The following is a 19,248-nucleotide window of genomic DNA, read 5'->3' as shown; positions in this document are numbered from 1 at the left end:
TGAGCGAGCGAAGCGAGTCGAAACGCTCGAGTACAGAGGATCTAATTGCGCAGGACCCGCTCGGTGATGCTCTTGCCGCCACGGCCGATCGCGAGCAGACCCGACTGGGCGAGCTCTTTGATGCCGAACGGCTCGAGTGCACGCAGCAGCGCGTCGACCTTGCCGTGGTCGCCGGTCACCTCGATCACGAGGGCGTCGGGCGCATAGTCCACGACCGATGCCCGGAACAGGCTGACGACTTCGAGCACGCTCGAGCGGTTCGCGTTGTCGGCCCGCACCTTCACCAGCATGTGCTCGCGCTGCACCGAGGACGACATGTCGAGCTCGACGATCTTGATGACATTGATCAGCTTGTTGAGCTGCTTGGTCACCTGCTCGAGCGGGAGTTCTTCGACGTCGACGACGACGGTGATGCGCGAGAGCCCCGGGACCTCGGTGACCCCCACCGCGAGCGACTCGATGTTGAAGCCGCGGCGCGCGAAAAGGCCGGCGACACGCGTCAGCAGACCGGGCTTGTCCTCCACCAGGAGGCTCAGCACGTGACTGGGCATGATCAGGCCTCCTCGTCGAATGCGGGCGAGTGGTCGCGGGCGTACTGGACGTAGCTGTTGCTGACGCCCTGGGGCACCATGGGCCACACCATCGCCTCGGCGCTCACGACGAAGTCGATGACCACGGGGCGGTCATTGGTCTCGAGCGCCGTCTTGATGGCAGCATCCACGTCCTCTTCCTTCTCGACGCGGATCGCGAGGCATCCGTATGCCTCGGCCAGCTTCACGAAGTCGGGGATGCGCACCGTGCCGTGCCCGGTGTTCAGGCTCGTGTGCGAGTAGCGACCGTCGTAGAACAGGGTCTGCCACTGGCGCACCATGCCGAGCGAGGAGTTGTTGATGATCGCGACCTTGATCGGGATGTTGTTGATCGCGCAGGTGGCGAGCTCCTGGTTGGTCATCTGGAAGCAGCCGTCGCCGTCGATCGCCCACACGTCACGGTCGGGTTCGGCGACCTTCGCGCCCATCGCGGCGGGAACCGCGTAACCCATCGTCCCGGCCCCGCCGGAGTTGAGCCAGGCGTTGGGGCGCTCGTACTTGATGAACTGCGCGGCCCACATCTGGTGCTGCCCGACGCCGGCGGCGAAGACGCCCTCGGGGCCGGTGATCTCACCGATCCGCGAGATCACGTACTGCGGCGACATCAGGCCGTCGGCGGGCTGCGTGTAGCCGAGCGGGAACTCGGCGCGGAGCCCGTCCAGATACGACCACCACTCCTGCGTATCGGGCGCGGCACCGGCGCTGGAGGCGCGGTAGGCGGCCTCGAGGTCGACGAGCACGTCTTTCAGGTCGCCCACGATCGGCACCTCGGCGGCACGGATCTTGCCGATCTCGGCCGGGTCGATGTCGACGTGCACCACCTTGGCGTTGGGGGCGAACAGCGACGCCTTGCCGGTCACCCGATCGTCGAACCGCGCGCCCAGCGAGATGAGCAGATCGGCCTCCTGCAGCGCGAGGACGGCCGGAACCGTGCCGTGCATGCCCGGCATGCCCAGGTGCTGAGGGTGCGAGTCGGGGAACGCGCCACGCGCCATGAGTGTCGTCACGATCGGTGCACCCGTCGTCTCGGCGAGGGCGAGCAGCTCGGCGGAGGCCTGCGAGCGGATGACGCCGCCGCCGACGTAGAGCACGGGCTTCTTCGCCTCGGCGAGCAGCTGGGCCGCCGCCTGGATCTGCTTGCCGTGCGCCTTGGTCACGGGCCGGTAGCCGGGCAGGTCGATCTTGGGCGGCCAGACGAAGGGCGCCTCGGCCTGCTGCGCGTCTTTCGTGATGTCCACGAGCACAGGGCCTGGGCGACCGGTGCCCGCAACCTCGAACGCAGCCGCGATCGCACCGGGGATGTCTTCGGCCCTCTTCACCAGGAACGAGTGCTTGGTGATGGGCATCGTGATGCCCACGATGTCGGCCTCTTGGAAAGCATCCGTTCCCATGAGGTTCGAGAACACCTGGCCGGTGATGCACACGATCGGCACCGAGTCCATGTAGGCGTCGGCGATCGCCGTCACGAGGTTGGTGGCACCGGGGCCGGAGGTCGCGATCGCGACCCCGATCCTGTTGGATGCTGCGGCATAGCCCTCGGCGGCGTGACCGGCGCCCTGCTCGTGGCGGACGAGGATGTGGCGCAGCTCGGTGCTGTCCATGAGGGGGTCGTAGACGGGCAGGATGGCGCCGCCGGGCAGGCCGAAGACATCGGTGACACCGAGCAGTTCGAGCGAACGGACGACCGCCTGCGCACCGGTGAGCACGGGCGCGAGCGCGGGGGCGGGACGAGAGGGTGGCCGCGGAACGGCCGACGCGTTTTCGGCAGACATGGTGAGGATCCTCAGACGGGAAGTCGGATATCGGTGGCCGGTCTCGAAGAGACCGTCTACCCCGTGACCGCGCCCTCCGCAGCGGAGCGCACGAGCTTGGAGTACTTCGCCAGAACGCCACGGGTGTAGCGCGGGGGCAGTGGCTCCCAGCCAGAGCGGCGGGAGTCGAGCTCAGCCTCATCGACGAGTAGGTCGAGAGTGCGAGCCGCGATATCGACCCGTATCAGATCACCATCGCTCACGAAGGCGATGGGACCAGCGTCCACCGCTTCGGGTGCTATGTGGCCGATGCACAGGCCGGTTGTGCCGCCTGAGAATCTGCCGTCGGTCAAGAGTAGTACATCTTTTCCGAGCCCCGCGCCCTTGATGGCCGCCGTGATCGCGAGCATCTCGCGCATGCCCGGGCCACCCTTGGGGCCTTCGTACCGGATCACGACGACGTCGCCGGCCGCGATCTGACCCGCCTCGAGGGCGTCCATGGCGGCGCGCTCGCGCTCGAACACGCGGGCAGGGCCCTCGAACACGTCGGCGTCGAATCCGGCGGATTTCACGACCGCGCCCTCGGGGGCGATCGAGCCGTGCAGGATCGTGATCCCGCCGCTCTTGTGGATCGGGTTGTCGAACGTGTGGATGACGGTGCCGTCGACCGGGTCGGGGTTGAGGTCGGCCAGGTTCTCCGCGAGCGTCTTACCGGTCACCGTCAGGGCGTCGCCGTGCAGCAGGCCCTCGTCGAGCATCGCCTTCATGATCACCGGGATACCGCCGTGACGATCGACGTCGTTCATGACGTACTTGCCGAACGGCTTCATGTCGGCCACGTGCGGCACCTTGTCGCCGATGCGGTTGAAGTCGTGGAGGTTCAGCTCGACCTCGGCCTCGCGGGCGATCGCGAGCAGGTGCAGGACGACGTTGGTCGAGCCGCCCAGCGCCATGGCCAGCGCGATCGCGTTCTCGAACGACTCGGGGGTCAGGATGTCGCGCGTCGTGATGCCCAGGCGCAGGAGGTTCACGACCGCCTCGCCCGAACGGTGGGCGTAGTAGTCGCGGCGACGGTCTGCGCTGGGCGGAGCCGCCGAACCCGGGAGGCTGAGCCCCAGCGCCTCGGCCACGGATGCCATCGTGTTGGCGGTGTACATGCCTCCGCACGCACCCTCGCCGGGGGCGATCGCGCACTCGATGCGCTTGAGGTCGGCCTCGCTCATCTTGCCGGCCAGGCATGCGCCGACCGCCTCGAACGAGTCGATGATCGTGACGTCCTTCTCGGTGCCGTCGCTGAGCTTGACCCAGCCCGGCGCGATCGAGCCGGCGTACAGGAAGACGCTCGACAGATCCAGTCGCGCCGATGCCATGAGCATCCCGGGGATCGATTTGTCGCAGCCGGCGAGCAGAACCGAGCCGTCCAGCCGCTCGGCCATCATCACCGTCTCGACCGAGTCGGCGATGACCTCGCGCGAGACGAGCGAGAAGTGCATGCCCTCGTGGCCCATCGAGATGCCGTCCGACACCGAGATCGTGCCGAACTGGAGGGGGTAGCCGCCACCGGCGTGCACGCCCTCCTTCGCGCCCTGCGCGAGACGGTCCAGGCTCAGGTTGCACGGCGTGATCTCGTTCCACGAGCTCGCGATGCCGATCTGGGGCTTGTCCCAGTCCTCGTCGCCCATGCCGACGGCGCGGAGCATCCCGCGTGACGTGGTGGCTTCGATGCCGTCCGTCACGACGCGGCTGCGAGGTTTGATGTCGATTGCGGGCGCGCTGGCAGAAGGATCGAACTCAGGCATTGTGAAAGTCTATTCCCGTGCGGCGCCGCGCATCTCGGCCAGCGCCGACAACGCCGCGGCGAGTTCCCTGGTGTCGGCCACCCGCACGCGGGCCGACGTGCGGCCCTGTCCCACCCTGATGCCGAGGTCGTCGGGGCCGAGCTTCGCGATCGCATCCTCATCGGTGACGTCGTCTCCGGCGAACACGACGGCCGTCGCGCCCACGCGCTCGCGCAGCGCAGCGATCGCGCTGTCCTTGCCCTCGTGCCGGAACGAGTACTCGACGATGTTGTGCCCCGTGCGGCGGCGCCAGTGCGGAGCGTTCTGCGACACGAGGGCATCGGCGTACTGCCAGGCCTGCTCGGCATCCGCTTCCGACGCGGTGCGCGTGTGGATGCCGAAGCCGAACGTCTTGGGTTCGACCCAGACGCCGTCGAGGTCGCCGAGTTCCGCTGTCGCGAGCTCGCGCAGATGATCGCGCAGCGCGTGCTCCGCGTCGTCGTCGTCCGGCTCGACGGCCCCCTCGCCCGGGTACCAGTACTCCACGCCGTGCGACCCCGCGAGCAGGATCGCGGAGTCCTCGGCATGCTCGGAGATCTCCTCGAGATCGCGCAGGCTCCTCCCGGAGACGAGCGCGACCACCGTGTCGGGTGCGGCGATGAGCGCCTCCACCGCCCGCCGCGAGTCCGGCAGCATCCGCGCCTGCATCGGCTCGTCCTGCAGCAGCGACAGCGTGCCGTCGAAATCGAGCGCGACCAGGAGGCGATCGGATGCTGCGACCCTCCGCAGTTCGTCCTGCACCTGGTCGGGGGTCTCGAGCGCGGTCATGCGTTGTCCTCTTTCTGCGAGCGGGCCTGGGCCAGCGCGTCGAGGAACGACGACGACCAGGCGTGGACATCGTTCTCGATCACCTTGCGCCGCATCGCCCGCATGCGACGGCCCTGCTCGGCAGGTGGCATCTCGACGGCGCGGACGATCGTGTCCTTGAGCGCGTCGATGTCGTGCGGGTTGATGCGCAGCGCCGTGCCGAGTTCGTCGGCGGCGCCGGCGAACTCGCTCAGGATGAGCACGCCCCGGTTGTCTGTGCGGGTCGCGACGTACTCCTTGGCGACGAGGTTCATGCCGTCACGCAGCGCCGTGACGAGCATCACGTCAGCCGCGAGGAACAACGCCACCATCTCTTCCCGGGGATAACCCTGGTGAAGGTACCGGATCGCGGTGTGGTCCATCGTGTCGCGGTCGCCGCCGATACGGCTGACCATGAGCTCGATCTCGTCGCGCAACTGCACGTAGGCCTCGACACGCTCGCGGCTGGGGCTCGCGACCTGCACGAGCGTCACATCCTCCACGTTGAGGCGCCCGTCTTCGAGCAGTTCGCCGAAGGCCTTGAGGCGATGACGGATGCCCTTGGTGTAGTCGAGGCGGTCGACCCCGAGCAGGATCTTGGCCGGGTTGCCGAGACTCTCGCGGATCTCGACGGCGCGCGCGCGCACGTCGGCGCGGCGGGCGAGCTCGACGTACGAGGCGGTGTCGATCGAGATCGGGAAGGCCTTGGCGAGCACGTTCCGCGTGGAGCCGTCTGCCTGCGGAACCGTGATGCCCGACGCCTTCGTGACATAGCGGAGTTGGCGGCGGATCGCGCGGGCGAAGTTTCCGGCATCCGCCACGCGCTGGAAGCCGACGACGTCGGCGCCCAGCAGTCCCTCCAGCACCTGGCGACGCCAGGGCAGCTGCGAATAGAGACCGTATGCCGGGAAGGGAATGTGGTGGAAGTAGCCGATCGTCAGATCGGGTCGCAGCTCGCGCAGCATGCGCGGCACGAGTTGGAGCTGGTAGTCCTGCACCCAGACGGTGCCGCCCTGCGCCGTGACATCTGCCGTGGCCTGCGCGAACCGACGGTTGACCTTGACGTACGCATCCCACCAGACGCGTCGATAGCGCGGCTCGGAGATCACGTCGTGATACAGCGGCCAGATCGTGTCGTTGGAGAAGCCTTCGTAGTAGAGCTGGACTTCTTCCTCGGACAGCGGCACGGGCACGAGGTGCGTGCCTTCGAAGTCGAAGGGCTCGACCTCGAGTCCGGCCTGGCCGGGCCAGCCCACCCACGCTCCGTCTTCTCGGCGCATGAGCGGCTCGAGGGCGGTCACCAGTCCGCCGGGCGATCGGCGCCAGACGTCGTTCCCGGTGGCACCCTCCACCCGGTCGACGGGGAGGCGGTTAGCGACGACGACCAGTTCTGCCTGAGGCACGGGTTCTCCTGTTTCGATCGTTCTTCAGGCTACATCGCGGGATGCCGCCCCCTCCCCCGTGGCCCGCTCGCGCCCCGGCACGGTAGCGTGTGGGGATGCGCAAGTACCTCTTCGGCACCGGGATCATCAGCGCCGTCATCAGCGGGATCACCCTGCTGCGCGGAGCCCGAGATGCGGAGTTCACCTGGCGCGAGGCGCTCGCCTGGCTGAGCTGGGGAATCACGTTCGCGCTCGCTGTCGGGGCGATCGTCGACACCCGTCGGGCATCGCGCGGACACCTGGTCTCGGCCGATTCGCCCGTGTCGGGCAAGGAGCAGAAGCTGCTCCAGCGGCGCATACGCCGCGCCTGAGCGCACCCGCCCTTCGATCCCACGGGTCAGCGGGTGAGGATCAGCGCCTCGCCCTGACCGCCGCCGCCGCACAAGCCCACCGCGGCCGTACCGCTGCCGCGTCGCACGAGTTCGTGCACCGCGTGCACCACGAGTCGGTTGCCCGATGCGCCGATCGGGTGACCGATCGCGATGCCTCCGCCGTGGATGTTCACGACGTCATCCGATACGCCGAGCTCGCGCTGCGACCTGGCCACGACCGCGCCGAAGGCCTCGTTGATCTCGACGAGATCGAGATCGGATGCTGCGAGACCTTGCTTCTGCAGTGCTCGGGCGATCGCGTGCGCGGGCTGGGCGTGCAGCGAGTTGTCGGGTCCGGCGACCTGCCCCGACGCACCGACGGCCGCGAGGATCGACCACCCGTTCTCATCGGCGTGCGCGCGGGTCGTGAGAATCACGGCGGAGGCGCCGTCCGAGATCTGGGATGAGTTGCCCGCCGTGATCATGCCGCCCTCCGCGAAGGCGCCCCGGAGCGTCGCCAGCGTCTCGACGGTCGTGTCGGGCCGGATTCCCTCGTCGGTCGTGACCAGCACCGGCTCGCCACGCCGCTGCGGCACCTCCACCGTGACGATCTCGGCGTCGAAGACGCCCGCAGCCTGCGCGGCGGCCGCGCGCTGGTGCGACCGGGCGGCCACAGCATCCTGCTCCTGGCGTGTCACTTCGTACTTCTCGTTGAGCGCCTCGGTCGACGCGCCCATGCTGACGTGGTCGTACGCGTCGGTGAGGCCGTCGAACGCCATGTGGTCGAGCACCTCGACGCTGCCGTACTGCCATCCGTCACGCGATCCCATCAGCATGTGCGGCGCCCGGGTCATCGACTCCATGCCCGCGGCCACCACGACCTTCGCGTCGCCGACCTGGATCATCCGCGTGACGTCGATGATCGCGGTGAGACCCGACAGGCACACCTTGTTGACGCCCGACGCGGGCACGTCCCATCCGATTCCGGCGTTGATCGCCGCCTGCCGGGCGGGGTTCTGCCCCGAGCCGGCCGGCAGCACCTGCCCGACGATCACGGCGTCGATCTGATCGACCGGGATGCCGGATGCCTCGAGCGCTCCGCGGATCGCGAAGCCCCCCAGCTGCGGTGCGGTGAAGGCGGCGAGCTGGCCCTTGAGACGGCCCTGGGGGGTGCGCGCTGCCGCGACGATGACGACGTCGTCCTGGATCATGAGGTCATTCCTTCTGTGATGAGCGGGGGTTCGGTCGCCGCGACGACATCGTCGACGCTGACGCCGGGCGCGGTCTCGACGAGCACGAGCCCGTCGGCTGTCACGTCGATCACGGCCAGATCGGTGATGATGCGGTCGACGACGCCCTTGCCGGTGAGCGGGAGCGAGCACTCGTGCACGATCTTCGCCGATCCGTCTCGTGCGACGTGCTCCATGAGCACGATGACCTTGCGCGCGCCGTGGACGAGATCCATCGCGCCGCCCGGTCCCTTGACCATCTTCCCGGGGATCATCCAGTTCGCGATGTCGCCCGTCGCCGACACCTGCATCGCACCGAGGATCGCCGCGTCGATCTTGCCGCCCCGGATCATTCCGAAGCTCGTGGCCGAGTCGAAGTACGCCGCTCCGGGGAGCACGGTGACCGTCTCCTTGCCCGCATTGATCAGATCGGGGTCGACGTTCTCCTCGGTCGGGTACGGACCCACGCCGAGGATGCCGTTCTCCGACTGCAGCACGACCGTCACGCCGGTCGGCACGTGGTTCGGCACGAGGGTGGGCAGGCCGATGCCCAGGTTGACGTACGAGCCGTCGGAGAGTTCGGCCGCCGCGCGGGCCGCCATCTGGTCTCTGGTCAGCGCCATGGGTCAGGCTCCCTTCACAGGCACAGTGCCCCTGGACAGAGTGCCCGTGGAAACGGTGCGGCGTTCGATGCGCTTGTCGATATCGGTGCCGACCTCGACGATGCGGTGCACGTAGACGCCCGGCAGGTGGATGCTGTCGGGATCGAGGTCGCCGGGTTCCACCAGCTCCTCGACCTGAGCGATGCAGACCCGGCCGGCCATCGCGGCGAGCGGGTTGAAGTTGCGGGCCGCCTTGTTGAAGACGAGGTTGCCGTATCGGTCTCCGCGCAGGGCGTGGACGAGCGCGAAGTCTGTCTGGATCGCATCCTCCAGCACGAAGTCGCGCGACTCGGCGCGGACATCGAACGCGCGCACCTCCTTCGCGGGCGAGGCGACGGCGACCCCGCCCGAGCCGTCGTAGCGGCGCGGCAGCCCGCCCTCCGCGACCTGAGTCCCCACGCCGGTCTGCGTGAAGAACGCCGCGATTCCCGATCCGCCCGCCCGCAGCTTCTCGGCGAGCGTGCCCTGCGGGGTGAGTTCGAGCTCGAGCTCACCGGAGAGGAATTGCCGCTCGAACTCCTTGTTCTCGCCGACGTAGGAAGACGTCATCTTGCGGATGCGCTTGGCGTTCAGCAGGATTCCGAGGCCCGAGTCATCCGTACCGCAGTTGTTGCTCACGATGCTGAGGTCGGTGGTGCCCTGCGCAAGCAGCGCCTCGATGAGCAGTGTCGGATTTCCGGAGAGACCGAACCCTCCGACGGCGAGCGTCGCGCCGTCCGGAATGTCGGCGACGGCCTCCGCCGCCGAGGCGTATGTCTTGTCGATCACGGGCACTCCTCCATGTCTCTGCCTCCATCCTCGGAGTGCAGAGGGCACCGTGCACGCGGCCGGTTGCCATGTGGAGATCCGTGCAGCTAGTGTCCATATCGTGGACATGCCTTCCTCGGCGACCGGCATCCCCGGTGCGCAATCCGTGGCGCGCGCCGCCCGGCTGCTGCGTCTGGTCACCGCCGGGGGTGCGGAAGGGGTCGCCGTGTCCGAGCTTGCGGGCGCTGCCGAGCTGACGCGCCCGACGGCGCACCGCCTGCTGACCGCGTTGCGCGTGGAAGGCCTCGTCGATCACGACGAACGGACCGGGCGGTGGATGCCGGGGCCTGAGCTCTACCTGATGGGGACGGTCGCGGCATCCCGCTACGACATCACCGCGATCGCCCGTGATGTCGTGCGGTCGCTCGCGGTGCGCACCGAGGAGAGCGCATTCCTCTCGGTGCGGCGCGGAGACGAGACGGTGTGCATCATGCGCGAAGAGGGGAGCTTTCCGATCCGCTCGTTCGTGCTCTCGGAAGGCGTGCGGTTCCCGCTCGGCGTGGCGTCGGCCGGTCTCGCGATCCTCGCGTTCCTGCCTACCCACGATGTGGACGCGTACCTCGACCGACACCCCGAGCTGCCCGCTCGCTGGGGGGTCGCGCACGACGAGAGCCGCCTGCGCGCACGCCTGCGCGAGACGCGCGAGCGCGGCTACGCCCTGAACTCCGGTCTGATCGTCGAGGGCAGCTTCGGCCTGGGCGCCGCGGTGTTCGACCGCAACGGGCACCCGCAGTGGGCGCTGAGCATCACCGGCGTCCAGTTCCGCTTCGGTCCTGAGCGTCTCGCCGACCTCGGTCGCACGCTGCTCGCGCACGCGCATCAGCTCACGACGCGCATCGCCTCGGCGCGCTGAGGATGGCCGAGGCGACAGCATCCGCTCCGCGCTCCGACAGCACGATAGTGTAGTGGTTCACATCCGGCACTGCTTCGTGCCGGAGGCCGGGGTACGACGCCACGAGCCGCGGCAGCCGATCTGCGGCGTACAGCGCCGGCAGCTGGTCGAGCAGCCCGCGCTCGGCGGTCAGCACGAGGGTCGGATGCCGGAGCGCGGCGAGCGCGTCGGCGATGGCGCTGCCCGTGTTCTGGTCGAGGGAGTCGGCTTCGACCGTCGCCAGCGTCGTGGCGGGGCGCAGCTCGGGCGCGTCGCCGACGAGGTCGTACGCGAGATATGCCTCGAGCGCGGGCGACCAGTCGCGGGCGAACGCGGGGTGCCCGCGCCAGAAGTCGAAGTAGGCGTCGACCGAGGCGAACCGCATCGCGAGCCGCTCGGCGGTGGGGCCGAGCACGAGACGGACGACCTCCTCGGGGGCGAGGCCATCCGGGAGATCGAGGGGCAGGCCTCCATCCACCAGCACGAGCCGCGATACCCGCGTGGCGTGCTCCTCGCCGAGCACGAGGGCGACGAATGCTCCCATCGAATGCCCGACCACGACGGCGCGGTCCACCTCGAGCGTCTCGAGCACCGCGACGAGGTCGTTCGCGTGCGCGCTGAGTCCGGCCGACACGGGCAACCCGCTGCTTCGTCCCCGGCCCCGGAGATCGGGCGCGATGAGCCGCACGTGCGGCAGCCGATCGGCCAGGGGCGACCACGACAGGTGGGATGCCGTCACCCCGTGGATCAGCAACAGCGTGGGGGCGGCATCCTCATCGCTCTCGGGCTCCCAGACGCCGACGCGCAGCGCGCCGCCGTCGACCGCGACATCGAGGGTGCGATACCGGCTCATCGGGCGGTCCAGCCGCCGTCCATCGTGTACGACGCACCGGTGACCATTCCCGCGTTGTCCGAGACCAGCCAGCCGACGAGCGAGGCGACCTCTTCGGGTTCGATGAGGCGCTTGATCGCGTTCTCGGTGAGCATCACCTTCTCGACGACTTCGTCTTCGGGGATGCCGTGCACACGCGCCTGATCGGCGATCTGGTTCTCGACGAGCGGTGTCCGCACGTACGACGGGTTGACGCAGTTGCTGGTCACGCCGTGCGGTGCTCCTTCGAGCGCCGTGACCTTCGAGAGTCCTTCGAGTGCGTGCTTAGTCGTCACGTACGCCGATTTGAAGGCGCTCGCCCGCAGCCCATGGGCACTGGAGACGTTGATCACGCGGCCCCACCCCCGCCGGTACATTCCGGGCAGCGCGGCGCGGATGAGCAGGAAGGGCGATTCGACCATGAGGCGCAGCATGAGGCGGAAGGTCTCGGGGTCGAACTCGGGAATCGGGCTCACGTGCTGGATGCCCACATTGTTCACGAGAATGTCGACGTCGAGCGAGAGGTCCTCGAGCGCAGACGTGTCGGCGAGATCGATGAGCCACGCCTCCCCGTCGAGCTCGGCCGCGACCGACTCGGTGAGGTACACGTGGTGGTCGGCGATCACGACGTGCGCACCTCGGGATGCGAACTCGCGGGCGCACGCGAGCCCGATGCTGCTGGCTCCCCCGGTGACCAGTGCCCGCCTACCTGCAAGATCGTGCTCCGCCATGAGTGTCTCCTCGTTCTTCGGGCGCCGTCGGCACCGACCACAGTCTCGTGGATGGATGGAAGCATCGGCCATACATACCGGAGGTATATACTTCGGGTATGAGTAGATCCCAGGACATCGAGCGGATCGTGATCGCCGCCCACGCGCTCACCCGCATCGCGGCACGCGAAACCGGGAACGAAGCGCCCGCTGCCCAATGGCGCACCCTCAGCATCCTGCGCAGCGAAGGTCCCATCCGCCTCGGCGAGCTCGCCACCGCCAGTCGCGTCACCCAGCCCGGCATGACCCGACTTGTCGGTCAGCTCGCCGACGCAGGGCTCGTGGAGCGCACCGCCGATCCGGCCGACTCCCGTGCGACGGTCGTCGCCGTCACCGACGAAGGTCGTGCCGCCCTCGATATGTGGCTCGTGCAGTTGCGCGACGCGCTCGAGCCTCGCTTCGCCGACCTCGACGATGAGGATTGGGATGCGCTGTCGCGCGTCGCCGACATCCTTTCGGCGCGCACCTCGACACCCGTGGGAGTGGCACGATGATGGCACACGCGGCACCGACCGCCAGCATCTGGCGCCAGCCCATGCAGGTGTGGGCGGTGGCCTTCGCCTGCGTCGTGGCCTTCATGGGCATCGGCCTGGTCGACCCGATCCTTCCCGCGATCGCGGACCAGCTGCAGGCGAGCCCCGTCGAGACCGAAATGCTCTTCACGAGCTATCTGCTCGTGACCGGGCTCGCGATGCTCGTCACCAGCTGGGTCTCGAGCCGCGTCGGCGTGAAGGCGACCCTGCTGATCGGGCTGGCCCTGATCGTGGTCTTCGCGCTCGCGTGCGCATTGAGCGGCAGCGTCGACGCCGTCATCGGCTTCCGCGCCGGCTGGGGTCTGGGCAACGCCCTGTTCATCTCCACCGCGCTCGCCACGATCGTGGGTGCGGCATCCGGCGGCAGTGGCGCCGCCATCGTGCTCTACGAAGCAGCGCTCGGCCTCGGCATCGCGGTCGGACCGCTGCTGGGGGGCCTCCTCGGCGAGATCAGCTGGCGCGGACCGTTCTTCGGTGTCGCGGTGCTGATGTCGATCGCCTTCATCGCGATCGCGGTGATGCTCAAGACGCGCGGCGAGAAGCGGGCTCCGATGCCACTTTCCGCCCCGATCAAAGCGCTCCGCCGCCCCGCCCTCGCCGTGCTGGCCGTGACCGCGCTGTTCTACAACATCGGGTTCTTCGTGCTGCTCGCTTTCTCGCCGTTCCCGCTCGGCTTCTCGGCTATGGGACTGGGCCTGACGTTCTTCGCGTGGGGCGTGGCCCTCGCGACCACGAGCGTCTGGGTCGCCCCGATCCTCACGAGACGCCTGGCGCGCACGACGATCCTGCTGATCATGCTGCCCCTGCTTGCGCTCGACCTCGTCGCCGCCGGAGTCTTCGTGAACATCCCGTGGGCGCTCGTGGTCTGCATCGTGGTAGGCGGGCTGCTCCTGGGTGTGCTCAACACGGTGCTGACCGAGTCTGTGATGGAGGCCACCGACCTGCCGCGCACGGTCGCGTCGTCGTCGTACTCGGCGGTGCGCTTCCTCGGTGGCGCGGCTGCTCCCCCGATCGCGGCCCTCCTGTGGCACGCGTACGGTCCGACGGTTCCCTACGTGTTCGCCGCGGCATCCGTCGTCGTCGCCGCTGTCGTCATCGCCTTCGGGCGCAAGGCGCTCGCTCCGATCGACGCCCGCGAGGCCGATGCGGCCGACGAGGCAGCCGCGGTGCTGGTGGGCGACGCGGCCTGAGCTGACATCCGGAGTAGCCTGACGCCCATGAGCAAGAACGTCCCCACCTCGGCGCCGCCCCTGAGCATGACGGCGGTGGTGGCGTTCTTCCTCGGTGCCGTCGCCGCAGGCTTCGCGTTCTACGCCGATGCCGCGTCGAAGCCGCTCATCGGCATCGTGGCTGTGCTTGCGGTGATCGTCGGCGTCGTGGCGATCATCCTCGCGCGGCGCAACACCCTCTCGGGCTCGTGGATGGCATATATCGGAGCCGCGCTCGGCGTCGCCGCGATGGTGGTGCTGGTGGTCTGGCCGATCCGGTGACCCATCGCGCCGAACGCAGAACCGGCCCCGCAGTCGCGGAGCCGGTTCGTGTGGTGCACCCCCAGGGACTTGAACCCTGAACCCATTGATTAAGAGTCAATTGCTCTGCCGATTGAGCTAGAGGTGCATGGTTCGCGCACCTGTTCAGAGAGGCGAACCGAGGGTCAACGTTAGCATCACGATGCCCTCGCCCGCGAATCGAGGCGAGGGCACTGCAGTATCCTCGAAAGGGTGACCTTTCCTCGCCCGTCGCACCCGGCCGCCTCATCCGAGCCGTCGATCGCCGAGGATCTCGCGCTCGCGCTGAGGCTCGCGGATGCTGCGGACGCGGTGTCCATGGCACGTTTCGACGCCGCAGACCTCGATGTGAGCCTCAAGGCCGACGCCACGCACGTCACCGAGTCCGACCTCGCGACCGAGCGGGCGATCCGCGCCATCCTCGAGGCGGAGCGCGCCGCCGACGGGGTGTTCGGCGAGGAGTTCGGTGCGGCCGGTGACACGCATCGCCAATGGATCATCGACCCGATCGACGGTACGGCCAACTACCTCAAGGGCATCCCGATGTGGGCCACACTCATCGCGCTGGCCGTCGACGGCGTCCCGCGGGTGGGCGTGGTGAGTCAGCCTGCGATCGGGCGCCGGTGGTGGGGTGCGACGGGCCTGGGAGCGTGGACAGGACACGCGGATGCTGAACCCCGACGCCTAGCCGTGTCATCCGTGGATACGGTCGCGGAGGCGAGCGTGAGCTTCCAGAGCATCGCGCAGTGGCGCGACGCGGGCGAGCTGGCGGCCCTGGAGCGGCTCACGACGGCCGCATGGCGCGACCGCGCCTACGGCGACGCCTGGCCGTACATGCTGCTGGCGGAAGGGCGCCTCGAACTCGTCGCCGAGTTCGGAGTCAAGGAGTACGACATCGCTCCGTACGCGGTCATCATCCCAGAGGCCGGCGGGCGATTCACCGCCTACGACGGCAGCGACTCGATCTCCGCGCGGTCGGCGCTGGCGACCAACGGCATCCTGCACGACGGGTTCCTCGCTCTCCTGCACACGCCTGACACCACCCCGACGGAGTCTCGATGACACGCTCTCTCGCGAGGATCGGCGCCGTGCTGCTCATCGCCGCTTCCGCCGCGGCCTTCACCGCCTGCGCGTCGACCCCCGCCGCTGATCCGTCGAACGCGCCGACCGGCGCTGCCCCCGCTCCGACCTCGCCCGCGCCGACCGCGGGCCCCGGCGCGACTCCGACCGCGGCACCCGACTGCACGACGATCATTCCGGCGTCGGTCGTCGCGGGGTTCCAGAAGCTCGGCTGGACGTTCAAATCCGAGGCGCTCCGCATCGACGGAGTCGAGGTCACCGGCGGCATCCAGTGCACGTGGGGCGACTACACGACCGCGACCGATCACGTGCAGATCTTCGGCTGGGCGCCCATCACTCCCACCGCGGCATCCACGGCGCAGGCAGATCTGCTCGCCTCCGGATGGAAGCGCGAGGACGCCGCCACAGGCGTCTACCTCACCGAGAGTGCCGCGACGGCGATCGCGACCGACGACCAGGGCTTCGGGCTCACGTATCTGTTCGGCGACGGTTTCGTGAAGTACGCCGACACGAAGCAGGGTCTCCTGCTCGTGCAGTGGCCGCCCGCGAGCTGATCGGACGACGCGGAGATGACGACGGGCACGACCCCCCCGAGTCGTGCCCGTCTTCGTGATCGTGCGAAATACCGATGCCCCAGACCTCGGCTAGCGACGTCTCCTGCAGGTTATGGGTTGATCGATCCGGCGCGTCACGGGGGTATCGGCGTATTCATCGCCCGTCCGCGGATAGGCTCGCGGCCGTGACCTCTGCCGCGGGACCCGCGGCAATCCCTGCTCGACGCAGCCCTCCTCTCGCTCATGGGCGAGGGGATGCCGGAGCTCGACGCGCCGGCGGGCGACGCGTTCGCCCACGCAGTGCTCAGTGTTCGACTGTCGTCCACGGGTCGGCACGAGCGGGGAGCCGAGCACGCGGCTCGCGCCCTGCAGCTCGCGGAGGATGCCGACGCGCTGGGGGCCGCCCGTGCGGCCGCCGGGCTCGCCTTCGCCGGCTGGCCCGGCGCCCACGCCGATCCTGCATTGCGTGATCCGTTGACCGGCGCTGATCCGGTGAGCGCCGCGCGGGCGGAAACCATTGCGATGAGCCCGCATCTCGCGCCGATCCTGACCGCCCTCCAGGCGGAAGCTGCTCTCGCATCCGGGCGGGTCCGGCTGGGCGCCGAACTCGTCGCCGACGCCGGCCCGGTCCCCGACATCCTGTTCGGGCGGCCGGATCATCCGTTCCTCACATTCTGGAGGCTGCTGGTCGCGCGGATCCAGGCCTTCCTCGGTGAGATCTCGCTCGCGGCGACCCTCGTCGACGACGCGATCCAGCGCGCGCCGTCGCCGCAGACGCGACGGTTCGCTCAGGCATGCGCTGCACTGGTCGGGGGCAACGCCGATCGCCGGGCGATCACACGCGCGTTCGTGTCGGAGATATCCGCAGAGCCGCTCGATCCGGACGACGTGCTGGGCCGCGGCAGTCTCATCCTCGCCGCGTACGGCGCCGTCGCACTGGGCGACACCCGCGAGGCTGCCCGTCTCGCGCTGATCGCCGGTGGCGATGAAGCACTCTCTCATCTGCGCATCATCGATCGTGCGCTGGCGCTCGAGATGCTCGTGGCCGCCGCCGCCGACGACCAGGATCTGGATTCCGCCGAGTGCTGGCTCGATCACGCGTCCCGCCTCGCGGAGCATCCGATCGCCGCCCCGGCCGTCGCACGATCGGATGCTCGTGTGGCGCTCCTGGCCGGCGACGCCGATCGCGCACTGACGGCGGCGGAGCGCGCGGTGGTCGATGCCCGATCGACGGGTCGCGCCGTCGAGGCGGCCGAGGCCGAGATCCTCATCGCGCGAGCCCGCATCGCGCTCGACAAGCGCGGGCCGGCGGCCAGACGGCTCGCCGACGTCGTCGCCACTGCCCGCGATCACGGTCACCTCGCGGTGCAGCGCGCGGCGGCGCGCGAACTGCGCACGGTCGGACGACGGTTGCCGCCCGCCGCCGCGAGCGGGCTCGAGGGGCTGTCGGAGCGCGAGCGCGAAGTGGCGATGCTCGTCGCCGCAGGATTCTCCAACGCCGACCTCGCCGAGCGGCTCTATCTCTCGCGGCACACCGTGCGGATCCAGGTGTCGCGCGTGCTGAGCGCGTTCGGAGTGGCCACGCGTGCCGAGGTGGCCGCAGCGCTCGGATCGGCCGAGACGTCGGCGACCATGACCGCGCCGGAGCTGACCGTCCGCCAGCGCGAAGTCGTCGAGTGCATCGTGGCGGGGATGCCGAACCGTGAGATCGCGCGCCATCTCGGCGTCGGTGTGTCGACGGTCGAGAAGCATGTCACCGCGGTTCTGCGGCGATGGGATGTCGAGTCGCGCGCGGGCATCGTCAGCGTGGCCCTCGCGAGTGGATTTCGCGCCGGGTAGCGATGCGCTAGCGGCTGCCGCCCTCGATCGGTGCATCGCGGATCAGGTCGTCGCGCCACTCGTCGGCGACCTCTTCTCCTCGCGCGATCCGTTCTTCGCGCTGGCGAAGCTCGACGCGTCGGATCTTGCCCGAGATCGTCTTGGGCAGATCGAAGAACTCGATCCGGCGGATGCGCTGGTAGGGCGCGAGATGGTCGCGCGCGTAGAGCAGGATGGCGTGCGCGGTCTCGGTGGTCGGCTCTACGCCTGCGGCAAGCACCACATATGCCTTCGGAACCGCGAGGCGGATCGCATCGGGAGCAGGCACGACCGCGGCCTCGACGACGGAAGGATGCTCCACCAGCACGCTTTCGAGTTCGAACGGGCTGATCTTGTAGTCCGACGCTTTGAAGATGTCGTCGGTGCGACCGACATACGTGAGATAGCCCTCGTCGTCTCGGTGGGCGATGTCACCGGTGTGGAAGAAGCCCCCGGCCCTGGACTCCGCGTTCCGTTCGGGGTCGGCCACGTAGCCGGTCATGATGTTGGTCGGATGCTGCGAAAGATCGATGCAGATCTCACCCTCCGCCGCCTCTTCGCCGGTGAGGGGATCCAGGAGCACGACCGGGCAGCCCGGCATCGGGCGACCCATCGCACCCGCTCTGATCGGCTGGCCGGGAGAGTTCGCGATCACCGCGGTCATCTCGGTCTGGCCGTAGCCGTCGCGGATCGGTCAGATCCCAGCGCGCGCGCACCTGCGAGATGACCTCGGGGTTGAGCGGCTCGCCCGCCGAGACCACTTCGCGAAGCGCCCCCGGTCCTCCCGACAGGTCGGCCTGGATCAGCATCCGCCACACCGTCGGCGGTGCGCAGAACGAGGTGACGCCCTCATCGCGGATGGTCTGCAGCATCCGATCCGCATCGAAGCGGGCGTAGTTGTAGACGAAGATCGTCGACTCCGCGATCCACGGCGCGAAGAAGCAGCTCCACGCGTGCTTCGCCCAGCCCGGTGAGCTGATGGCGAGGTGGACGTCTCCGGGCCGGAGCCCCAGCCAGTACATCGTCGTCAGGTGGCCGACCGGGTACGAAGCATGGGTGTGCTCGACGAGCTTGGGCCGGCTGGTGGTGCCCGACGTGAAGTAGTGCAGCAGAGGGTCGCTCGCGAGGGTGCCAGGATGCGGCATCCGCTCGCTCTTCCTATCGAACGCGTTCGCGTAGTGAGCCCAGCCGTCAGGGCCGTCGCCCACCCGGATGCCGCTCACCGCGACCGAAAGGTCGGCGAACTTGGCGGCGTGGTCACCGGCCGCGATCACGTGCGCGACCGACCCGCGCACGAGGCGATCCTCGAGGTCGGTACCGCCGATCGCCAGGGTCGTCGGGAGGATGACAGCACCGATCTTGGTGAGCGCCAGCATCGATTCCCACAGCTCGACCTGGTTGCCGAGCATGAGCAGCACCGCGTCTCCGCGCGCGACCCCGCGTCCGGACAGCCAGCGGGCGAGCTGATCCGAGCGCGTCGCCATCTCGTCGAATGTCCTGGTGGTGCGCCGGCCGTCTTCCTCGAGGATGATCAGCGCGAGCGCATCGTTGCCGTGGGCGAACGCGTCGAACCACTCGATCGCCCAGTTGAAGGGGCCCGCGATCTGCGGCCAGACGAACTCGGCCGTGGCACGGTCGTAGTCTTCACGCGCGGCGAGCAGCCGGTCGCGCGCGTCGCGGAATCTGTCGGCGTTCGGCGTCTGGGGCATCGGGCGTTCCTCATCGGTGAGATGCGCCGCGACGAACCATCGCGACATCCCATCATCGCAACACCGGCCCTCATCCGGG

Annotated in this window: 18 protein-coding genes, 1 tRNA gene and 1 pseudogene; 8 read left to right on the top strand and 12 right to left on the bottom strand. The window is 69.0% G+C overall.

Annotated elements, in window-relative coordinates:
• Positions 1–41 precede the first annotated feature (41 nt).
• From ilvN to ACFE6Z_RS01835, 5 genes are read right to left on the bottom strand one after another with little or no spacing between them, the layout of a single operon-like run.
• Entirely contained in the window at positions 42–551 is a 510-nt protein-coding gene (ilvN, locus tag ACFE6Z_RS01855; RefSeq protein WP_375383985.1) for an acetolactate synthase small subunit, read from the bottom strand.
• 2 nt (positions 552–553) lie between these two features.
• The gene (locus ACFE6Z_RS01850) at positions 554–2,362 is read right to left on the bottom strand and encodes an acetolactate synthase large subunit (RefSeq protein ID WP_375383984.1); all 1,809 of its coding nucleotides are present in this window, start codon (positions 2,360–2,362) and stop codon (positions 554–556) included.
• Positions 2,363–2,418: 56 nt separating this feature from the next.
• Positions 2,419–4,140, bottom strand: a complete 1,722-nt coding sequence (ilvD, locus tag ACFE6Z_RS01845; protein ID WP_375383983.1) for a dihydroxy-acid dehydratase — start codon at positions 4,138–4,140, stop codon at positions 2,419–2,421.
• A gap of 9 nt (positions 4,141–4,149) precedes the next feature.
• The gene (gene otsB / locus ACFE6Z_RS01840; RefSeq protein WP_375383982.1) at positions 4,150–4,947 is read right to left on the bottom strand and encodes a trehalose-phosphatase; all 798 of its coding nucleotides are present in this window, start codon (positions 4,945–4,947) and stop codon (positions 4,150–4,152) included.
• Positions 4,944–6,368, bottom strand: a complete 1,425-nt coding sequence (locus ACFE6Z_RS01835; protein ID WP_375383981.1) for a trehalose-6-phosphate synthase — start codon at positions 6,366–6,368, stop codon at positions 4,944–4,946. Before ACFE6Z_RS01835 ends, otsB begins: the two co-directional genes overlap by 4 nt.
• A gap of 95 nt (positions 6,369–6,463) precedes the next feature.
• Between ACFE6Z_RS01835 and ACFE6Z_RS01830 the strand changes: the two genes are divergently transcribed.
• The gene (locus ACFE6Z_RS01830; RefSeq protein ID WP_375383980.1) at positions 6,464–6,718 is read left to right on the top strand and encodes a hypothetical protein; all 255 of its coding nucleotides are present in this window, start codon (positions 6,464–6,466) and stop codon (positions 6,716–6,718) included.
• A gap of 26 nt (positions 6,719–6,744) precedes the next feature.
• On the opposite strand, the gene ACFE6Z_RS01825 is transcribed toward ACFE6Z_RS01830, so the two are convergent.
• From ACFE6Z_RS01825 to ACFE6Z_RS01815, 3 genes are read right to left on the bottom strand one after another with little or no spacing between them, the layout of a single operon-like run.
• Complete coding sequence (locus ACFE6Z_RS01825) at positions 6,745–7,929, bottom strand: acetyl-CoA C-acetyltransferase (protein ID WP_375383979.1); 1,185 nt, start codon at positions 7,927–7,929, stop codon at positions 6,745–6,747.
• Positions 7,926–8,570, bottom strand: a complete 645-nt coding sequence (locus tag ACFE6Z_RS01820) for a CoA transferase subunit B (RefSeq protein WP_375383978.1) — start codon at positions 8,568–8,570, stop codon at positions 7,926–7,928. Before ACFE6Z_RS01820 ends, ACFE6Z_RS01825 begins: the two co-directional genes overlap by 4 nt.
• Positions 8,571–8,573: 3 nt before the next feature.
• Positions 8,574–9,377 carry a CoA transferase subunit A gene (locus tag ACFE6Z_RS01815; RefSeq protein WP_375383977.1) on the bottom strand — a complete coding sequence of 268 codons (804 nt, stop codon included), beginning with the start codon at positions 9,375–9,377 and terminating at the stop codon, positions 8,574–8,576.
• A 106-nt stretch (positions 9,378–9,483) separates the two neighbouring features.
• Here ACFE6Z_RS01815 and ACFE6Z_RS01810 point away from each other — a divergent pair, with 106 nt between their 5' ends.
• A complete protein-coding gene (locus tag ACFE6Z_RS01810) occupies positions 9,484–10,269 on the top strand; it encodes an IclR family transcriptional regulator (protein WP_375384631.1) in 786 nt (261 codons plus the stop codon).
• Here ACFE6Z_RS01810 and ACFE6Z_RS01805 read toward each other — a convergent pair.
• Both ACFE6Z_RS01805 and ACFE6Z_RS01800 read right to left on the bottom strand, forming a co-directional pair.
• A complete protein-coding gene (locus ACFE6Z_RS01805; protein ID WP_375383976.1) occupies positions 10,241–11,140 on the bottom strand; it encodes an alpha/beta hydrolase in 900 nt (299 codons plus the stop codon). The genes ACFE6Z_RS01810 and ACFE6Z_RS01805 overlap by 29 nt on opposite strands.
• Complete coding sequence (locus ACFE6Z_RS01800) at positions 11,137–11,889, bottom strand: 3-hydroxybutyrate dehydrogenase (protein ID WP_375383975.1); 753 nt, start codon at positions 11,887–11,889, stop codon at positions 11,137–11,139. Before ACFE6Z_RS01800 ends, ACFE6Z_RS01805 begins: the two co-directional genes overlap by 4 nt.
• Positions 11,890–11,987: 98 nt before the next feature.
• Here ACFE6Z_RS01800 and ACFE6Z_RS01795 point away from each other — a divergent pair, with 98 nt between their 5' ends.
• Genes ACFE6Z_RS01795 through ACFE6Z_RS01785 form a run of 3 tightly spaced genes read left to right on the top strand, consistent with a single transcriptional unit; the run spans position 11,988 to position 13,951 of the window.
• Positions 11,988–12,422 (top strand): MarR family winged helix-turn-helix transcriptional regulator, encoded by a 435-nt coding sequence (locus ACFE6Z_RS01795; RefSeq protein ID WP_375383974.1) that lies wholly within the window; start codon positions 11,988–11,990, stop codon positions 12,420–12,422.
• Positions 12,422–13,651, top strand: coding sequence for an MFS transporter (locus tag ACFE6Z_RS01790; protein WP_375384630.1), 1,230 nt, complete (start codon positions 12,422–12,424; stop codon positions 13,649–13,651). The genes ACFE6Z_RS01795 and ACFE6Z_RS01790 overlap by 1 nt, the downstream gene beginning before the upstream one ends.
• A gap of 27 nt (positions 13,652–13,678) precedes the next feature.
• Complete coding sequence (locus ACFE6Z_RS01785; RefSeq protein ID WP_375383973.1) at positions 13,679–13,951, top strand: hypothetical protein; 273 nt, start codon at positions 13,679–13,681, stop codon at positions 13,949–13,951.
• A 51-nt stretch (positions 13,952–14,002) separates the two neighbouring features.
• Here ACFE6Z_RS01785 and ACFE6Z_RS01780 read toward each other — a convergent pair.
• Positions 14,003–14,078: transfer RNA gene (locus tag ACFE6Z_RS01780), tRNA-Lys, on the bottom strand.
• A gap of 104 nt (positions 14,079–14,182) precedes the next feature.
• Between ACFE6Z_RS01780 and ACFE6Z_RS01775 the strand changes: the two genes are divergently transcribed.
• The 3 genes from ACFE6Z_RS01775 (at position 14,183) to ACFE6Z_RS01765 (ending at position 17,442) form a co-directional block, all read left to right on the top strand.
• Entirely contained in the window at positions 14,183–15,031 is an 849-nt protein-coding gene (locus ACFE6Z_RS01775) for an inositol monophosphatase family protein (RefSeq protein WP_375383972.1), read from the top strand.
• Positions 15,028–15,603 (top strand): hypothetical protein, encoded by a 576-nt coding sequence (locus ACFE6Z_RS01770; RefSeq protein ID WP_375383971.1) that lies wholly within the window; start codon positions 15,028–15,030, stop codon positions 15,601–15,603. The genes ACFE6Z_RS01775 and ACFE6Z_RS01770 overlap by 4 nt, the downstream gene beginning before the upstream one ends.
• 255 nt (positions 15,604–15,858) lie before the next feature.
• Positions 15,859–17,442 carry a LuxR C-terminal-related transcriptional regulator gene (locus ACFE6Z_RS01765; RefSeq protein WP_375383970.1) on the top strand — a complete coding sequence of 528 codons (1,584 nt, stop codon included), beginning with the start codon at positions 15,859–15,861 and terminating at the stop codon, positions 17,440–17,442.
• Between the two features lie 7 nt (positions 17,443–17,449).
• On the opposite strand, the pseudogene ACFE6Z_RS01760 reads toward ACFE6Z_RS01765, so the two are convergent.
• Positions 17,450–19,169, bottom strand: a pseudogene (locus ACFE6Z_RS01760) (AMP-binding protein).
• Positions 19,170–19,248: the final 79 nt, after the last annotated feature.

Origin of the sequence: uncultured Microbacterium sp. (assembly GCF_964244775.1) — a bacterium.
In the GTDB taxonomy this organism is placed as follows: domain Bacteria; phylum Actinomycetota; class Actinomycetes; order Actinomycetales; family Microbacteriaceae; genus Microbacterium.
This window is presented reverse-complemented; position numbering and strand designations above follow the sequence as displayed.